The 16,330-nt window shown below is 37.8% G+C and carries 15 protein-coding genes; 12 read left to right on the top strand and 3 right to left on the bottom strand.

Annotated elements, in window-relative coordinates; genetic code table 11:
- Nucleotides 1-18: 18 nt before the first annotated feature.
- The 4 genes from ACLKML_RS18235 (at nucleotide 19) to ACLKML_RS18220 (ending at nucleotide 3,250) form a co-directional block, all read left to right on the top strand.
- Nucleotides 19-867, top strand: a complete 849-nt coding sequence (locus ACLKML_RS18235; RefSeq protein ID WP_413284398.1) for a hypothetical protein — start codon at nucleotides 19-21, stop codon at nucleotides 865-867.
- 121 nt (nucleotides 868-988) lie between these two features.
- Nucleotides 989-1,171, top strand: coding sequence for a hypothetical protein (locus tag ACLKML_RS18230; protein WP_413284397.1), 183 nt, complete (start codon nucleotides 989-991; stop codon nucleotides 1,169-1,171).
- Nucleotides 1,172-1,537: 366 nt separating this feature from the next.
- Nucleotides 1,538-2,008, top strand: a complete 471-nt coding sequence (locus ACLKML_RS18225) for a hypothetical protein (RefSeq protein WP_413284396.1) — start codon at nucleotides 1,538-1,540, stop codon at nucleotides 2,006-2,008.
- A gap of 138 nt (nucleotides 2,009-2,146) precedes the next feature.
- The gene (locus ACLKML_RS18220) at nucleotides 2,147-3,250 is read left to right on the top strand and encodes a phosphoribosylaminoimidazolesuccinocarboxamide synthase (protein WP_413284395.1); all 1,104 of its coding nucleotides are present in this window, start codon (nucleotides 2,147-2,149) and stop codon (nucleotides 3,248-3,250) included.
- 114 nt (nucleotides 3,251-3,364) lie between these two features.
- Here ACLKML_RS18220 and ACLKML_RS18215 read toward each other — a convergent pair whose 3' ends face one another.
- Entirely contained in the window at nucleotides 3,365-3,742 is a 378-nt protein-coding gene (locus ACLKML_RS18215) for a transporter (protein ID WP_413284394.1), read from the bottom strand.
- 264 nt (nucleotides 3,743-4,006) lie between these two features.
- On the opposite strand from ACLKML_RS18215, the gene ACLKML_RS18210 reads away from it, so the two are divergent.
- From ACLKML_RS18210 to cydC, 5 genes are all read left to right on the top strand, one after another.
- Nucleotides 4,007-4,330, top strand: a complete 324-nt coding sequence (locus ACLKML_RS18210) for a DUF3392 domain-containing protein (RefSeq protein ID WP_413284393.1) — start codon at nucleotides 4,007-4,009, stop codon at nucleotides 4,328-4,330.
- A gap of 100 nt (nucleotides 4,331-4,430) precedes the next feature.
- On the top strand, nucleotides 4,431-5,162 hold the full coding sequence (locus ACLKML_RS18205) for a vancomycin high temperature exclusion protein (RefSeq protein ID WP_413285926.1): 732 nt from the start codon (nucleotides 4,431-4,433) through the stop codon (nucleotides 5,160-5,162).
- Nucleotides 5,163-5,350: 188 nt separating this feature from the next.
- Entirely contained in the window at nucleotides 5,351-6,322 is a 972-nt protein-coding gene (gene trxB, locus ACLKML_RS18200) for a thioredoxin-disulfide reductase (RefSeq protein WP_413284392.1), read from the top strand.
- Nucleotides 6,323-6,502: 180 nt separating this feature from the next.
- Nucleotides 6,503-8,290 carry a heme ABC transporter permease/ATP-binding protein CydD gene (gene cydD, locus ACLKML_RS18195; protein WP_413284391.1) on the top strand — a complete coding sequence of 596 codons (1,788 nt, stop codon included), beginning with the start codon at nucleotides 6,503-6,505 and terminating at the stop codon, nucleotides 8,288-8,290.
- Nucleotides 8,283-10,004: a heme ABC transporter ATP-binding protein/permease CydC gene (cydC, locus tag ACLKML_RS18190; protein WP_413284390.1), complete on the top strand. Its 1,722-nt coding sequence runs from the start codon at nucleotides 8,283-8,285 to the stop codon at nucleotides 10,002-10,004. Before cydD ends, cydC begins: the two co-directional genes overlap by 8 nt.
- A gap of 170 nt (nucleotides 10,005-10,174) precedes the next feature.
- Here the strand turns inward: cydC and serC are convergent, their stop codons facing one another.
- Both serC and ACLKML_RS18180 read right to left on the bottom strand, forming a co-directional pair.
- Complete coding sequence (serC, locus tag ACLKML_RS18185) at nucleotides 10,175-11,257, bottom strand: 3-phosphoserine/phosphohydroxythreonine transaminase (protein WP_413284389.1); 1,083 nt, start codon at nucleotides 11,255-11,257, stop codon at nucleotides 10,175-10,177.
- A gap of 196 nt (nucleotides 11,258-11,453) precedes the next feature.
- Nucleotides 11,454-12,710, bottom strand: a complete 1,257-nt coding sequence (locus tag ACLKML_RS18180; RefSeq protein ID WP_413284388.1) for a DUF945 family protein — start codon at nucleotides 12,708-12,710, stop codon at nucleotides 11,454-11,456.
- 177 nt (nucleotides 12,711-12,887) lie between these two features.
- Between ACLKML_RS18180 and ACLKML_RS18175 the strand changes: the two genes are divergently transcribed.
- The 3 genes from ACLKML_RS18175 to ACLKML_RS18165 all read left to right on the top strand — a co-directional run bounded on the left by ACLKML_RS18175 (nucleotide 12,888) and on the right by ACLKML_RS18165 (nucleotide 16,230).
- The gene (locus ACLKML_RS18175) at nucleotides 12,888-14,849 is read left to right on the top strand and encodes an ATP-binding protein (RefSeq protein ID WP_413284387.1); all 1,962 of its coding nucleotides are present in this window, start codon (nucleotides 12,888-12,890) and stop codon (nucleotides 14,847-14,849) included.
- The gene (locus ACLKML_RS18170) at nucleotides 14,846-15,343 is read left to right on the top strand and encodes a response regulator (RefSeq protein WP_413284386.1); all 498 of its coding nucleotides are present in this window, start codon (nucleotides 14,846-14,848) and stop codon (nucleotides 15,341-15,343) included. The genes ACLKML_RS18175 and ACLKML_RS18170 overlap by 4 nt, the downstream gene beginning before the upstream one ends.
- Before the next feature lie 341 nt (nucleotides 15,344-15,684).
- On the top strand, nucleotides 15,685-16,230 hold the full coding sequence (locus ACLKML_RS18165) for a hypothetical protein (RefSeq protein ID WP_413284385.1): 546 nt from the start codon (nucleotides 15,685-15,687) through the stop codon (nucleotides 16,228-16,230).
- Nucleotides 16,231-16,330 lie beyond the last annotated feature (100 nt).

Raw genomic sequence — 16,330 nt, 5'->3', positions numbered from 1 at the left:
TTCTTAAACACCATATCCTTGTCAGTGGCAGCAGCAAGCGATGAGGCACTTATTGCACAGGCAGAATCAGGCGATACTACAGCTCAAATTCAGTTAGCTCAGCAATTAATAGCAGACAAAGCCACTGAACAAGCTCATTACTGGCTGCTGAGAGCCGCTTTACAAGGTAATAATCAGGCAATATCTGAACTAGGAAACTTATTCGAATTCGGTAACAACGGAGCATACAATAGCCTTTCATTAGCTAAAAATTGGTATTTAATCGGTAACGAACGGCAACTAACAGAGTCTGAACAAGGTTACGCGCGGGTACTAGAATCTCTATTTAATAATAGAAGAGCGAAACAAGTTGCATCCATCTCAGTACTTGACCAGCAAATAGATGATGACCTAGCCCAATTAAAAAACCAACCAATTCCAGCAGCAATAGACACGCCAAGTACCCTAAACGCAAATTACCTTATTACTTCTCTATTTATTCTTTTCTCTCTACTCTATATTTTTGTAAAGCGGTTATACCGGAATAACAAAAATACCAAAGCAACTAATCTCAATCTACAGATTGTGGAACAAAGTAAAAAAATCAAAACTTTACAGAAACATCTTTCACTTGCTCATTCTCGATTGAAAAAAAATCAAGATGATATAAACAAAAGCAAGCAAGAACAAAGCCTGACCATCGCTTGCGCAGTCTTAGGCTTTAGAGCACCTTACGTGCCTAACGAAAAAGACATTAAGCTCAGATACAAAAAACTCAGCCGCATTTATCATCCGGATGCAGGTGGTAGTGATGAAGAAATGCAACGATTAAACGCAGCCGTGAAAACCATCAGCCATTATTTGAAACAACCAATCAACAAAAAGTAACAAAAATTTAACATTTCATTGCGTTTTATGTCATAATCCCGCTTAAAAATAGTACCATACTAAATCGATGGCATAGTCTCGATTGCGTACAAATAAGAACAAAACTATTGGAGAGAATGTAATGTCAAGTATCGAAGGCAACTGTGATTGGTGTAACAAACGTAGTTTACTTACTCGTCATGAATATGTAGATGGTAAATGTCATCACTCTTGTGAAGAATGCAATGATTTAGCGAGAATCGATGTAAGTTTGTTTAATACAGATGAAATAGCCTTAAGAAACAAACTAGCAGAGAGCTACTAATCGCTAGCCCAGATAACCTGAATTATGGATAACCTAAGCTTCTCAATGTGGCTCTATTTAGAATTCAGGTTAGTTAGATTCCACGCTTATCTCCCCCCACACTGTATTAACTAACCAAACGTCGCTAAATCTCTTAAGATTTAACCTGATCCTTGTTTCTCCTCTATTGTTTTCTATTTAAAGAATAACTTAAGACCATTCAATCTCCTCATTGACAATAAATGGTTATTACCACGTTCCACCTCTAATAACTCGTCTAGTCTAAATCATCACCGGAGAGGTTATTATTTGGACAAAAATATGCTTGCATAACGAACAAAACTATAATACTGTTTATTTATACAGTATGTATGGAGATACAGCATTATGTTTAAGAGCAATATATGTGAAAGCAATGCGTCTGAAAGTCATATGTTTAAGAATTACCAATTTGAGAAAAACAAAATTGGTCCCAATACCAGATCGAGTAACTTTGCTGCTATTAACCAAGCAACACAGTCACAAAATTCCGTTGATTCTATCTACTCAGCGTTGGCGATTTTGTCTAACAGAAAACAATGGATTCTTTATACAGCTGACTGCCCTCGTCCTATTCATGCTGAATTAGCCAAACATAACATTAATTGTAATACCATTATCCAAATGAAGTCGTCGTCTCTATTTTGCGAAGAAGAGATCGTGATTAAAGCCATAGAAGCAGGAACCGCTAGCGCAATCGTAGCAAGTTCAAAAATTGAATATCACTCTAGAATAAGAATTAATACCTTAGCGAGTATTAAAGGATGTGCTGTCTTTTATTTAGGGATAAATACCGACCAAAGCCATTTTTGTCACTAAAATACATTTGTGCCACTAAGTTAATCATATGTTTTAGTAACTGATCACACCGCAATCGTTTGCTTTTTCTGTGGCAGTCAAATTTAGTTCTGGTATTATGCGCCCATATTTTGAAGCATATACTTAAGGAATATCTTGATGAGTCTCGCTAACCAAGTTCTCGCTGTAAATGATGATCTTCCAATTAGAACCGATAAACCCGTTCATAGTGGTAAAGTTCGTTCTGTTTACTGGCTAACAGAAGAAGACAGTAAACGTTTAATTGAACAAAAAAACTATAATGTCTCTCCAGACGCCCCACTTGCTATAATGGTTATCAGTGATCGTATTTCAGCTTTCGACTGTATTTGGCAAGGTGAAGGTGGCCTTAAAGGTGTTCCTGGAAAAGGTGCAGCATTAAATGCGATCTCTAATCACTGGTTTCAGCTATTTAAAGACAACGGTCTAGCAGATAGCCACATTCTAGATATTCCTCATCCTTTTATCTGGATCGTTCAAAAAGCCAAACCAGTAATGATAGAAGCAATTTGCCGTCAATATATTACTGGCTCGATGTGGCGTTCTTATGAAAAAGGAGAACGTGAATTCTGTGGTATTGAATTGCCAAACGATTTAGAAAAAGACAAGCCCTTGAAGGAACTATTAATTACCCCATCGACCAAGGGTATTCTAAAAGGTATTGCTGGCGTACCTGAAGCAGACGATGTGAATATTTCGCGAAAAAATATTGAAGATAACTTTGTTGCATTCAATTTTTCTAACATTGATGATATTAAACTTTATGAGCAATTACTTAAACAAGGTTTCAATGTTATTAGCTCTGCACTTGATGAAGTAGGTCAAATATTTGTCGATACAAAATTTGAATTTGGTTACGTTACTGATCGCGATGGTATTGAAAAACTCATTTATATGGATGAAGTTGGTACCCCAGATTCATCTCGGATTTGGGATAAATCGGAATATGAAAAAGGCAATATTGTTGAGAATTCAAAAGAAGGATTTCGACAATTTTTACTTAATTACTTCCCTGATCCAGATATTCTATTAAATAAAGAGCGTATGCCAGAAAGAGCCGCTCTTGCGCAGAACAATGAATTGCCATTGGAAGCGTTGATGAAAGTATCAAAAGTTTACATCGATATTGCGGAAAAAATCACCAATAAAAAGATCGAACTTAGCAATAACCCTAAACAAGAGATTATAGATATATTGCGTAATGAATACGATTTGATTGTTTAATCATCGTCTGAAAATAATTTAACCAAGATACAATGAACAACGGACACTCTAGTGATAGGTGTCCGTTGTATTTTATAACATAACGTTACCACTAAAGTGGCAGCTTAAAGCCTTTCAAAAAATAACAATAAGTTGATCTTTTTTTACATGCCATACTTTGACATTGGTTTGTTCTATAATGGTATTAATTTGCTGAATATCTAACTCATAAGGCAGCATAAGGTGTAACTCTTTTATACCCTCATGCCGAGCAACATTAACTAAACTGATAATATTTGATTCATCACTTGAGCTGGCTGATAAATTATTCAAAGCCAATTTCCACAGCTTATCATTAGGTTCACATTGTTGATTGGCTTTGCCCTTCCACACTCTACAAAAAACCGAGACCGAAGAATAAAGCCCATCAATAAAAGTCCATTTTTGTTTGCAACTTTCACCCAAAAACAATGTGTAATCAAACACTGCTATTGTGTCTTCGTGCTTTTCCATTATGCCCCCACGCTATTGCGTTTAAACAACATGCTGCTATTTATTAAACAACATACAATTACTATTAAACAACAAGCAATATATGGCAATAGAATATAAGACAATAATCTGTTGGTTGAATCTAGCGGTACATAAAGGCATATCAACAACAAGCTTGTAACACTATTCCTACAGGAATGATATTTTTTGGTTCAATACAACACGAACAAGAGGATATTTGATAGAATCGGTCATTATTGAATATCGTACAATTGATTATAAATTATGTTGGATTTTTTCTCGCCCGTAGGTTACTACTTAATACCTTACGTTACTGAAATTTCAGTCGCTTTTATTGCCTGTATGCTGGTTATTCTTGGTGGAGATATTAACCATTTCATGCGTAGGAAAATGGTTAGACAACATTTCATCGTGCGAACATTTACCTTTATATTACTTAACGCTTTTGGTTATGGGCTAATTATTATCAATGTATCACCTTACTTAGCTCGATGGCTCAAAACATTAGATACCGGAATCTTATTTATTTCAGTTATCATTTGTTTTATTGTCATAGGCATGTGGGCACAAAAGAATCGTCACGTATAATACGCATACGCCATTAGGACACTCAAATTTGACTAAAACACAGCGAGTTAAATCAGCACAATATTTATCAAACAAACGATTTTTGTCTGGTAAAATATCGATGCGAATCTTAGTCATTAGCTTATCACTAACGCTAATATTATCGGTGGTAAGTATTGTGCTAGCAGATCGTATTTTTAGCTGGACAACCCAAAACAATATATATACCCAACCATCAAATTTACCCAATTACGATGTCGCCATGGTACTCGGAACCAGCAAATACCTTGGTAAGGTATTAAATGATTATTATGCTAACCGAATCAATGCTGCTATTACCCTGTTCAAAAACGATAAAGTAGATGATTTTCTGTTAAGCGGTGACAATGCTCATCGCTCTTACAATGAACCTTGGACAATGAAACGAGATTTATTAAAGGCGGGGGTTCCTGAAGAAACCATTCATTTGGATTATGCAGGCTTTAGAACATTGGACTCAATCGTTCGAGCTAAAAAAATATTCGAGGCAGATGAATTTATTATTATCACCCAGAAGTTCCACTGTGAAAGAGCATTATATATTGCAAAACACTATGATATAGAAGCAGTCTGCCTTGCTGTTCCCGGACCTCAACAATATTCTGGTATATCGGTCAGGTTTAGGGAAGTGTTTGCCCGAGTTAAAGCTTTGCTCGACTTATACGTGTTCCGAACACAACCTAAATTTTTAGGCCCAAAAGAGCCCATAAAACACACGACCACAACAACAGTACAGACAAACGCAGAATTAATGGATGCTGACCACAGTAATACAATCGGTATAAAACCTAATGATGCCAGCCCAAACAATTAACTTTGATTATAAAGTAGAACGAAAAGAACAACAGAGAATAAGCAACTTTTCAGCGCAAACGATTACTAGAGTGGAACGATGCTTTAAACTAACAAAGTTACCAATTTAATACGTAGATTGTCTTTAAACTAGCACTCATATTCCCTACAATCACAACAAAAATAAATTATCATTTTGGAGTTAGCCCAATGAAAGAAGTAAAACACAGTAAACTATTGATATTAGGCAGTGGTCCAGCAGGTTATACCGCTGCTGTCTATGCGGCAAGAGCTAATCTAAAACCCGTTTTAGTTACTGGTTTACAACAAGGTGGGCAGTTAACTGAGACCACCGAAGTAGAGAACTGGCCTGGCGACGCTGATGATTTAACCGGTCCATCTTTAATGGAACGCATGAAAGAACACGCTGAAAAATTTGAAACAGAAATTGTATTTGACCATATTCACACCGTCGATTTTCAAAATCGTCCGTTTCGCCTTGAAGGCGACAACCTGACTTACACTTGCGATGCCTTAATTATTTCGACCGGATCTTCAGCAAAATATCTCGGTTTGGAATCAGAGGAAGCCTTTAAAGGTCGCGGAGTATCAGCTTGTGCAACGTGTGATGGGTTCTTTTATAAAAATCAAAAAGTCGCTGTAATCGGCGGAGGAAACACCGCAGTTGAAGAGACTTTATATCTTGCTAACATTGCTTCTGAAGTACATTTAATTCATCGTCGTGACGGTTTTAGAGCTGAAAAAATACTGATGAACCGTCTTATGGACAAGGTAAATAATGGTAATGTAATTCTACATACCAACCGAACACTTAATGAAGTGCTTGGTGATGACATGGGCGTGACTGGACTTCGTTTACAAGATACTCAAAGCGATTCATTAGAAGAAATTGATGTAATGGGGCTTTTTGTGGCAATTGGTCATCATCCAAATACCGATATGTTCAATGGGCAGTTAAATACCAATAATGGCTATTTAACCGTAAATTCGGGACTAAATGGCAATGCAACTCAAACCAGTATTGAAGGTATTTTTGCCGCTGGTGACGTGATGGATCAAAATTATCGACAAGCCATTACCTCTGCAGGGACAGGTTGTATGGCCGCATTGGACGCAGAACGATACTTAGATTCGCTCACTGACAGTAATTCGAGCGAATAAAGATTTATTATCAAAACCTTATAAACCAACGGTATTCCCGTTGGTTTTCTTTTTGTATAATCACCCTTTGTTCTAACACATACATGATTTGATGATTTTTCCAAACAATTATTTGTTTTCTAAAATAACCAATTGTTTCCTAAAACAAAAAATCATAATGAAAAGAAGTCTTATAAGTACATGGATAAATCAAAACAGCGAGATCTCAATAAGTGGCTTAAACTGCAAAGCAAGTTAGCGAAACGCTGGCTGGTTATTAGTATTTCTTTGGGTTTGTTATCAAGCCTATTCTTGCTCGGTCAAGCAGCACTACTTGCTTCAATCCTACACCAATTGATTATTGAAAATGTCGATAAAAATGTCCTAATCCCCTACTTCGTTGGTTTAGTCGCAACAGTTATTGGACGCTCTATCTGCACGTGGGGACGAGAAATTGCAGGGTTTCGAGCCGGTGAGCAGATTCGGATTTATATTAGACAACTCATTTTAGATCGATTAAGAGTGTTGGGACCCGCTTATATCAAAGGCAAACCCGCAGGAACTTGGGCAACATTGCTGCTAGAACAAGTCGAAGACATGCAAGACTTTTTCGCACGCTATGTACCACAAATGTCTTTATCAGTATTGGTTCCGCTAATAATTTTAGCGGTAGTTTTCCCAACCAATTGGGCCGCCGGACTTATTTTCCTTGTCACCGCTCCATTAGTGCCACTATTTATGGCTTTAGTTGGAATGAAAGCAGCAGATGCGAACAAGAAAAACTTTAAAGCGCTGCAACGTTTATCTGGTCACTTCTATGACCGATTACAATCCATGACCACTATCCGCTTATTTAATCGAACTAAAGTCGAACAAGAAACTCTTCACGGTGCTTCAGAAGTATTTAGAACACGCACTATGGACGTTTTAAAAGTCGCCTTTTTATCCTCGGCAGTATTGGAATTTTTCACTTCAATTTCTATTGCGATAACCGCTGTTTATTTTGGTTTTAGTTACATTGGTGAATTGAACTTTGGTTTCTATGGCACTGGTATTACTCTTTTCTCCGGTTTATTTATTTTGATTCTAGCACCAGAATTTTATCAACCCCTACGTGATCTTGGTACTTTTTATCATGCTAAAGCACAAGCCGTGGGTGCAGCAGAAAGTATTGTAGAGTTTTTAAATACCGAAGTAACGGAACAACATTCCGGCGTACAACCAATACCAACCCCTGAGGCTATTCAAATTGTCGCTAACGATTTAATCGTTAAAAGCCCAGAAGGAAGTCAATTACTCGGACCGGTTAGCTTTACGCTCCACGCCAACAAGACTACTGCCCTAGTTGGCCCCAGTGGCGCAGGCAAGACCAGTTTAATTAATGCCATATTAGGTTTCTTACCTTATGACGGAAGTTTAACAATTAATGGGTTGGAACTTAAAGAATGTGATTTAGTTGATTGGCGTGACCAAATTAGCTGGGTTGGACAAAATCCATTGCTATTACACGGTTCGATTCGAGACAATATCACGTTAGGCAATAGTAACGTTTCTGACAGTGTGATTGACACTGTTCTAGAACAATCTTTTGCAGCAGAATTTGTGAATCAACACGGGTTAGATTATCAAATTAACGATCGCTCTGGAGGGTTATCGGTTGGGCAAGCACAACGAATTGCTTTAGCCAGAGCTATGTTGCAAAAAGGTCATTTTTGGCTATTAGATGAACCAACGGCCAGCTTAGATGCTAAAAGTGAAAAATTGGTTATGAAAGGATTAGAAAATCAGATCCAAACGAGAACGACGCTTATCGTAACTCATCAATTATCTCAACTGAAGAATGTTGAACAAATCATTGTTTTGCAATCCGGCCAAGTAGTCGAATTAGGTAGTTACACCGATTTACGACACAAAAACGGGCTTTTTGCCACCATGCTAAACGCTAAAAACACGGTACTTGATAGCGAACAAGGAGACCTCGATGCGTGAGTTATTGCCTTATCTAAAGCTTTACAAAAAACACTGGTTTGGTTTATCCGTAGGCATGTTGTTGGCTTTTGTTACTATGTTTGCCTCTATAGGATTGCTCACCTTATCTGGTTGGTTTATTTCTGCTTCCGCCATTGCAGGGCTAACCATAGCTAAAGAAACGTTTAACTACATGTTGCCGGGAGGGGCGGTACGTGGTTTAGCGATGGGAAGAACCGCAGGACGTTGGGGTGAACGAGTTGTTAGTCATAACGCTACATTTAAGCTGTTAACAGAACTTCGAGTATTCTTTTTCAACAAACTCGCACCCTTAGTACCGGGTCGTGTAACCAATTTACGCGATGGTGATCTACTAAACAGATTAGTCGCAGACGTAGACGCAATGGACCATGTCTATTTACGGTTGTTAAGCCCTATCGTGGTTAGTGCTGTTAGTATCATTACTCTTACCGTATTTTTGAGTTGGTTTGATGTCACTCTTGGCCTAACTCTCGGTTTGATTTTATTATCAATATTGCTGATTTGGCCGGTAGTTTTTTACAAACTCGGCAAACATAACGGGCAAAGCCTAACCAATAATAAATCACAATTACGAGTTACCTCACTCGATTGGTTACAAGGTCACAGTGAGCTGGTTTTATTTGCGGCTGAAGAACGTTATCGAAACGCTATTTTAGAATCTCAGCAAAAGCTGATGCTAAACCAATATGTTAATGCCAATCTTACTGGCATGGCGAGTGGTTTACTGATTTTAGTTAATGGCCTCACGCTAACTCTTATATTGTGGTTAGCAGCTGATGGTGTGGGTGGTAATCCTCCCGATCCAATGGTGGCATTATTTGCTTTTGCCACTATGGCTAGCTTCGAATTGTTAATGCCTATCGCTGGCGCCTTTCAACATTTAGGTCAAACTATAACCTCAGCACGTAGACTGAACGAAATCATTCTGGCTGACCCTGAGGTGGTCTTTCCTAATCAAGGTGAGCTGATTTCAGATCAATACGATATTGCATTTAATAGTGTGAGCTTTACTTATGCTGACACGACACAAACCGTCATTAATAACCTAAACCTAGAAATTAAAGCCAATTCGCGTTGCGCAATACTAGGACAGACCGGTTCAGGAAAATCAACACTTATTCAGTTACTTTGTCGTTATTGGGATGTGAATAGTGGATCAATCACCCTTGCATCTACTCCACTAAATAAAATTAGTGAAGTGAATTTACGCAAAACGATATCGGTTGTTAGTCAACGCGTCGATATACTTAACGGATCACTAAGAGACAACTTAGCCATGGCAAAAGAACAAGCTTCAGATGCTGAACTTATCAAGGTTGTCGAGCAGGTAGGTCTAACAACGTTGCTATCAGATAACGGTATCGATATATGGTTAGGCGATGGTGGCAGACAACTTTCTGGCGGCGAAAAAAGACGTATTGGTATTGCTCGTGCAATATTACATAACGCGCCAATCATTCTATTGGATGAGCCGACTGAAGGGTTAGACCAAAAAACGGAACAACAAATAATGGATCTATTTGAACAACATTTCGAAGGTAAAACCGTCATCTTCATTACTCACAGATTAATTGGTTTAAAGACCATGGATCAAATCTGTTTAATCGAAGAAGGTTGCATAGTAGAACAAGGCACCCATGAACAGCTACTTTCTCTACAAGGTCGATACCATCATTTGCATCAAACGCTATAACAACACAGATATTTCGCTTGTTTAGTGATAGATACAATATGATATCTATATAAGTAAGTTAACAAGTTAATAAACTATGTAAAAAACAGCCTCACAATTTCACATTGCGAGGCTGTCTTATTATAAAGCTAATCTACTACACAAAATACTATCTTGGCTAGTAACTCTGTTTATGCGTATTCAGCTTCAAATTTCTGCATAAAATCAACTAAAGCCTGCACACCTTCAAGTGGCATTGCGTTGTATATCGAAGCTCTCATTCCACCTACCGCTCTATGGCCTTTGAGTGCTTTCAAACCAGCTGCATCAGCCAGTTGTAAAAATTTGCTATCAAGTTCTGGTTTATCAAGTTGAAAGGGAACATTCATCAGAGAACGATTATTTTCATGTACACCATTGGTATAGAATGAAGAGTCATCTATCGCTTTATACAGTAGCTCTGCTTTGCGAATATTGATTTTTTCAATAGCCTCAACGCCACCACTGCGTTTTAACCACTTAAATACCAACCCAGATAAATACCAAGCAAATGTTGGTGGCGTGTTGTACATTGAGTCTTTTTCCGCAAGGACTTTATAATTAAGAATACTTGGCAGCGTTTTAGTGGCTAAATCGAGCAAGTCATCTCGTACTATCGCGATACAAATACCTGCAGGTCCAATATTTTTTTGAGCACCAGCATAAATAACCCCGTATTTGGATACATCAATACGACGAGATAAAATAGTCGAAGACATATCGGCAACAATCGGTTTATCAGTCACTGGTAATTCATTTATTTCAATACCATCAATGGTTTCATTTGGACAGAAATGAACATACGCGGATTGTTCAGAGATTTTCCAGTCCTGTACAGGCAAAACAGCGACTTTATTATCAATGAGGCATTTAGCATCAAATACATCTGGTTGGCAATATTTTTTTGCTTCCACTATAGCGCTCTCAGCCCAATAGCCAGCATCAATATAGGTGGCCGTTGACGCGTTTCCAAGCAAGTTCATCGGTACGGCTGAAAACTGAGCTCGCGCTCCACCTTGACAAAATAACACTTTATAGTTGTCTGGGATATTAAGTAAATCTCTCAAGTCTTGTTCTGCATCTTCAGCTACTTTGATAAATTCTTTACTACGATGGCTGATTTCCATAACAGAAGTCCCAAGCCCATTCCAGTCAATAAATTCGGATTGCGCTTTTTCCATTACCGCTTTAGGCAAAGCAGCAGGCCCGGCACTAAAATTATAAATGGTTCCCATGATATTTTTTGCTCCTGCTTATTTTATTTCTTGTGGACTATATTTTTTAAATTCTATTTCTTGTGAACGGTATCTTTTTATAAACTAGATATCTTGTAAACATGCAGCAGTAATAGCATGTTTTTAAGCGTAGAAAAAGCATAAAAAAGAGGCTTAATCGCCTCTTTTCAATAAAACCGTTATTTATCCATTGTTATTACATCATGGACATCAATAACATCATCAATGGTATCTCTTGGCCATTGGTAAATACAATTTTACCATTAAGGATTTTTGCGTCACTTTTATAGCCATTTTCATCCGGTTGAATAAATTCCATTATCACTAACTCATCCACTCCCTCTTGCATATGAGGATAAGACTCTATGAGTTCGTTTGAAATATAACCAGTAAAGTCGCCAGTAAACGCCGGAATAACCTTGCTAAAGTCCTGGCTTACATTACTGGTACCCTGAGGGATCTCTAATAACCAATCTAAACGGAAAACACCCTTACCTTGGGTAATATTCAGCTCGTTTAATTTTATCTTAAATCCTCTATCAAACAATTGGTCGATCAACGGGGTCGATTTCGCTATTACAGCGTTATCAATCGCTGCGTTTGATTGATATAAACCGACCAATCCCTCAAAAGCATTTTTATCTAAGTAACCAAGTGTAAAATCAAATTTAGCTGAATCTAACTCACCTTGATTCGACACCATATGTTCAACAGTAATAACATGGTTGGTATCCAATCTTTGTTCGTTATGATCGGTAGAGGAACTAAATTTATAGCTAAAATTAGTGGCACTTGCTTCTACACCACCATCAGGTGAAAGTAACGCAAAATCAGCGATATTAATCTGCTGCTCTCCTTGCCAAAAACTGTTGTCTTTTTTACCTTTTGCCGAACCAGTTATTGATGATATGTTCCAACTTTCGCCAGAATCAAAATGCAACTGGACGGTAGGAATATCAAACGTAACATCAACTTCACCTAAAACCGTTGCTTTGCCTTGAATTTTAGATGCCGCAACATAAATAGATGAGTTCAATGTGTCAGGAATAGGATAATTAATATTATCGATATCTAATGTAAAATGCGTATTGCCATTAAGCTGTGTGACAGAAGATAACCTGGCAGGAATCTGGTCAAAATCGACAAATTCGGTAACAGAATCGACTTTGATAACACCATGCTGAATAGAGTGCTTTAAGTTAAATACTGTCGGCAAACCGTCATTAATAAACTGTTGTTTCAGGGTAGGATCAATAATTTCATATCTAGTGGTGGCCAACGCAGATAAATAGTGGCGGTCATAATCAACCACTTCTGCAGTGAATTGCTCATTGTTAATTGCCGCAATACCATCTGTCAGTACCTTTTGCGCTATCTGGCCTACGGCAAGTGGCCAACACGCAACCAATACCAATACACCACCAACCGCGCCAAACTTTTTTATCTGTTGCATGAATTCACTTATCGTTGTCTATAAAAAATGGATTAACTATAACGTGATTAACTATAACTTAAAACCTTGAGTTAAATCAGAGTTTCTATTCATGCTATGGGTAAGAGTTTTACTTAGCTCCCATCTCTAATTGGTGAAAATTGTTACATTAGTAAATAAAACATCGTTGAGGTGACTGTGACTCAGTATGTATTGCTCTATCTAGATAATGATCCTATATCAGTCGAAACGTTAAGAACTGAATTAGCGGCTCTATCCACTCATTTTGATATTTGCTGTGTCGATACACCAGAAGACGCACTACAAACACTCGAATATGTGCAAGAGAATGGACAATCGGTCGCCATGGCCATTGCAGCATCAAGCCACTCATTTGATGCCGCAGACTTCCTAATTCAACTTGATCGTTCCGAACATACCAAAGATGCGCGAAAAATTTTGGTTAGTGACGGTGAAGATATTGAAACTATTTTAATGGCAGTAAATGAAGGACGTTTAGATCACTGTTTAACTAAACCTCTTAAAAAACACGCTATACTAGAAATTGCTCAAAAAGAACTGACCACCTTTATCTTAGGTACGCCATCCGATAACTGGCTGAGTTACAGCACAGTATTAGATCAATCGCGAATTCTAAGTGCCCATATAAATAGTAAACTCGACTCTTATCGTTCAGGATTTATACATGATTTTCATCAATTAAGTGATTCTTATCTTGCAGACCAATTCATTGGCGCTTTACTCAAGTTTTTTGCCGAAAAAGATGACACGCGAGCATGTCGAACCTATTCAACCGATCACCTATTAACCGTTGAAGGCGAACCTAACGAATTTTTATGGTTTATTGTAGAGGGTGATGTCGCACTTTATAAAGCAGATGATTTAGCCATACAAAGAGAAGTGGTGCGTTATTCAAAAGGTAGCCTAGTTGGTGGCATGTCATTTGTAACTGGTGAACTGTCGTTTTCGACAGCTATTACACTAACTACAACTAAAGTGATTAAATTAGATAAGAATGTCTTTTCTGAAGTACTCAATTCAAATAGTGAGCTGCTTCCACTTTTTACCAATATGCTACTCCGTCACTTTAACAGACGATTGCAAAGAAGTATCAAAACTAAATTGGAGTTACAAAGAACATATGAATCTTTAGAAACAGCCCATCAACAATTGATTGAACGAGAGAAGATGGCCATGCTTGGTCAACTTGTCGCAGGTGTTGCGCATGAATTAAACAACCCTATTGCCGCTATTCTACGAGGAGCGGATACATTAACCAGCCAAATAGACCAACTGATTCATTCGCCATTACCAGCTTCTCATCAACAACTAGGGGCAAACATATTGCGAGAATCAATGCAGTCACGTCCAATGTCGACTTCAGAAATACGCCAACAGACCAAAGAAATTTTACCTAACATCAGCGATAAACAACTGGCAAAAAAAATTGTTCAACTCAATCTTCATCACAATCTAGATGAAATTATTCAACTTGGTAAAGAAAGTAAGAATTTAGCCACCAGCATAGCAGGATTAGAAAAGTACCATATTGCAGGATCAACACTCCGGTCAGTTCAAGTGTGTGCCAAAAGAATTGCCGATATGGTGAAAAGTTTGAAGGGGTATGCCCGACAAGACAACGAAGTAATGCATGTTGTCGATATTCATGAAGGAATAGAAGATACGTTGGTTATTTTTGAAAACAAACTTAAACGGCATACGGTTATCAAAGAATATCAAGATTTACCCAATATTTTATGTTTAACCAATGCGATGCAACAAGTTTGGACTAACCTAGTTTCTAATGCTATTGATGCTTTTCCTGACAAGGGATACTTGAAGATAACGTCAGAACAAGAAATTAAACAAGGATCTCTGTATGCCAAAATAACATTTGAAGACAATGGTTGCGGCATACCAAAAGAACAACAAGACAAAATATTTGAATTAAATTACACGACTAAAAAAGAAGGCAATTTTGGCTTAGGCATTGGTCTGTCAGTTTGTCATCAAATACTGGCTCAACATGGTGGTTGGATAGACGTAGAATCGAGCCCAAACCAATATACTAAAATGATTGTGTGGCTACCGTTTCAACCTGCAAATGCGGTCGTAAATACAGATAAGGAAATACGATGAATAAATATCTCATTCTATGTGTGGATGACGAAAGAGAAGTTCTAGATAGCGTAGTACAAGATCTTTCTGAGTTTGAAGATAACTTTATTATTGAAGGAGCAGAATCGGTAGCAGAAGCAAAAGATGTTATTCAAGAATATATCGACGACAATATCAAGTTAGCCCTTATTCTCTGTGATCATATTATGCCGGAACAAACGGGTATCAGTTTTCTCATCGAACTAAATCACAATGAACTAACCAAGCCAGCGCGTAAACTGTTACTCACTGGCCAAGCCGATTTAGAGGCAACCGTTGAAGCTGTCAATAGCGCGAGCTTAGATTTTTATATTGCGAAACCGTGGCATGGCAACGAACTTGTCGCTACTCTGAAGCAACAATTAACACAATATATGATAGAAAATGAAGCAGACCTTATGCCATGGGCTCGCGTTCTAGATACAGAAAAAATCTTTAATGCCTTAGCAAGCAAACGTAGTCAGTTTGGTGAATAGCGTGTCAATAAACAAGGTATTGTCTGCTTAAATAATAATACTAATCGTTATACCTAAAACCATTAGAGTTGCATTAAGGCGACAAGCGAATGAAGCTCATGAGTATAGGTAAACTATACGATTGAGGTGAACAACGTAGGCACAAAAATGCAACGTCAAGGGTAACGGGTATATATTTACTAAGCATAAAAAGATGCCGTTTGATTGTTATTTGACCACACAAAATAATATTATCAATTTTTTTGGTGACTTGATGCAATTAAATATTATATCGTAGTACCAATACTCAAGCTTATTTACTCCATCTCGATTAACTTAGAGAACACAGGTTTACTATAATTATGCAAAAATTACTTACTATTGCGGGTTTATTACTTGCTTCTAGCTCAGCGTTCGCAGCATCAGATCCAAACAGTCCTGCAATTATGAGCAACTTTAATTACGATTATGCAGAAGCACGTATTGGTATTGATCCCGTCACATTTGGTGCGGCTTATAGTGCATCTATTCACCCGAACGCACACGCATTGTTGAAAGTCGATTCTGAATTTGAAGGTGATTACAACTTTTCTGGTGGTTTTGGCTTTCACGCGCCTATCAACAATTGGGCAGATATGACTGGTGAAATGTTGTTACGTGCTGTAGACGAGAAAGATGCGAACAGTGACATTGGAATGGAAGTCAACCTTGGTCTTCGCCAATGGATCGGACCACAACTTGAAGTAGGTGGAAAGATAGGCTATATCGATATTTATGATGATGACGATGTATTCGGCTCAATATTTGCTCGTTTCCATTCAACAGAACTATTTAGTATTGGTCTTGAAGGTAAAATAAATGACTTTTACGGTGATCAACTTATGTTTACCACTCGTTTCAAGCTGTAATTAATCGAGTGTGGTGCTATATCAATGCACTTAGACTCTATCAATTAAAGCGATAGAGTGAGAATAAAGACGGATTTACAGCATCAAGTAAGTTACCATG

The organism is Vibrio sp. MA40-2, from assembly GCF_047302445.1.
In the GTDB taxonomy this organism is placed as follows: Bacteria; Pseudomonadota; Gammaproteobacteria; order Enterobacterales; family Vibrionaceae; genus Vibrio.
This window is presented reverse-complemented; position numbering and strand designations above follow the sequence as displayed.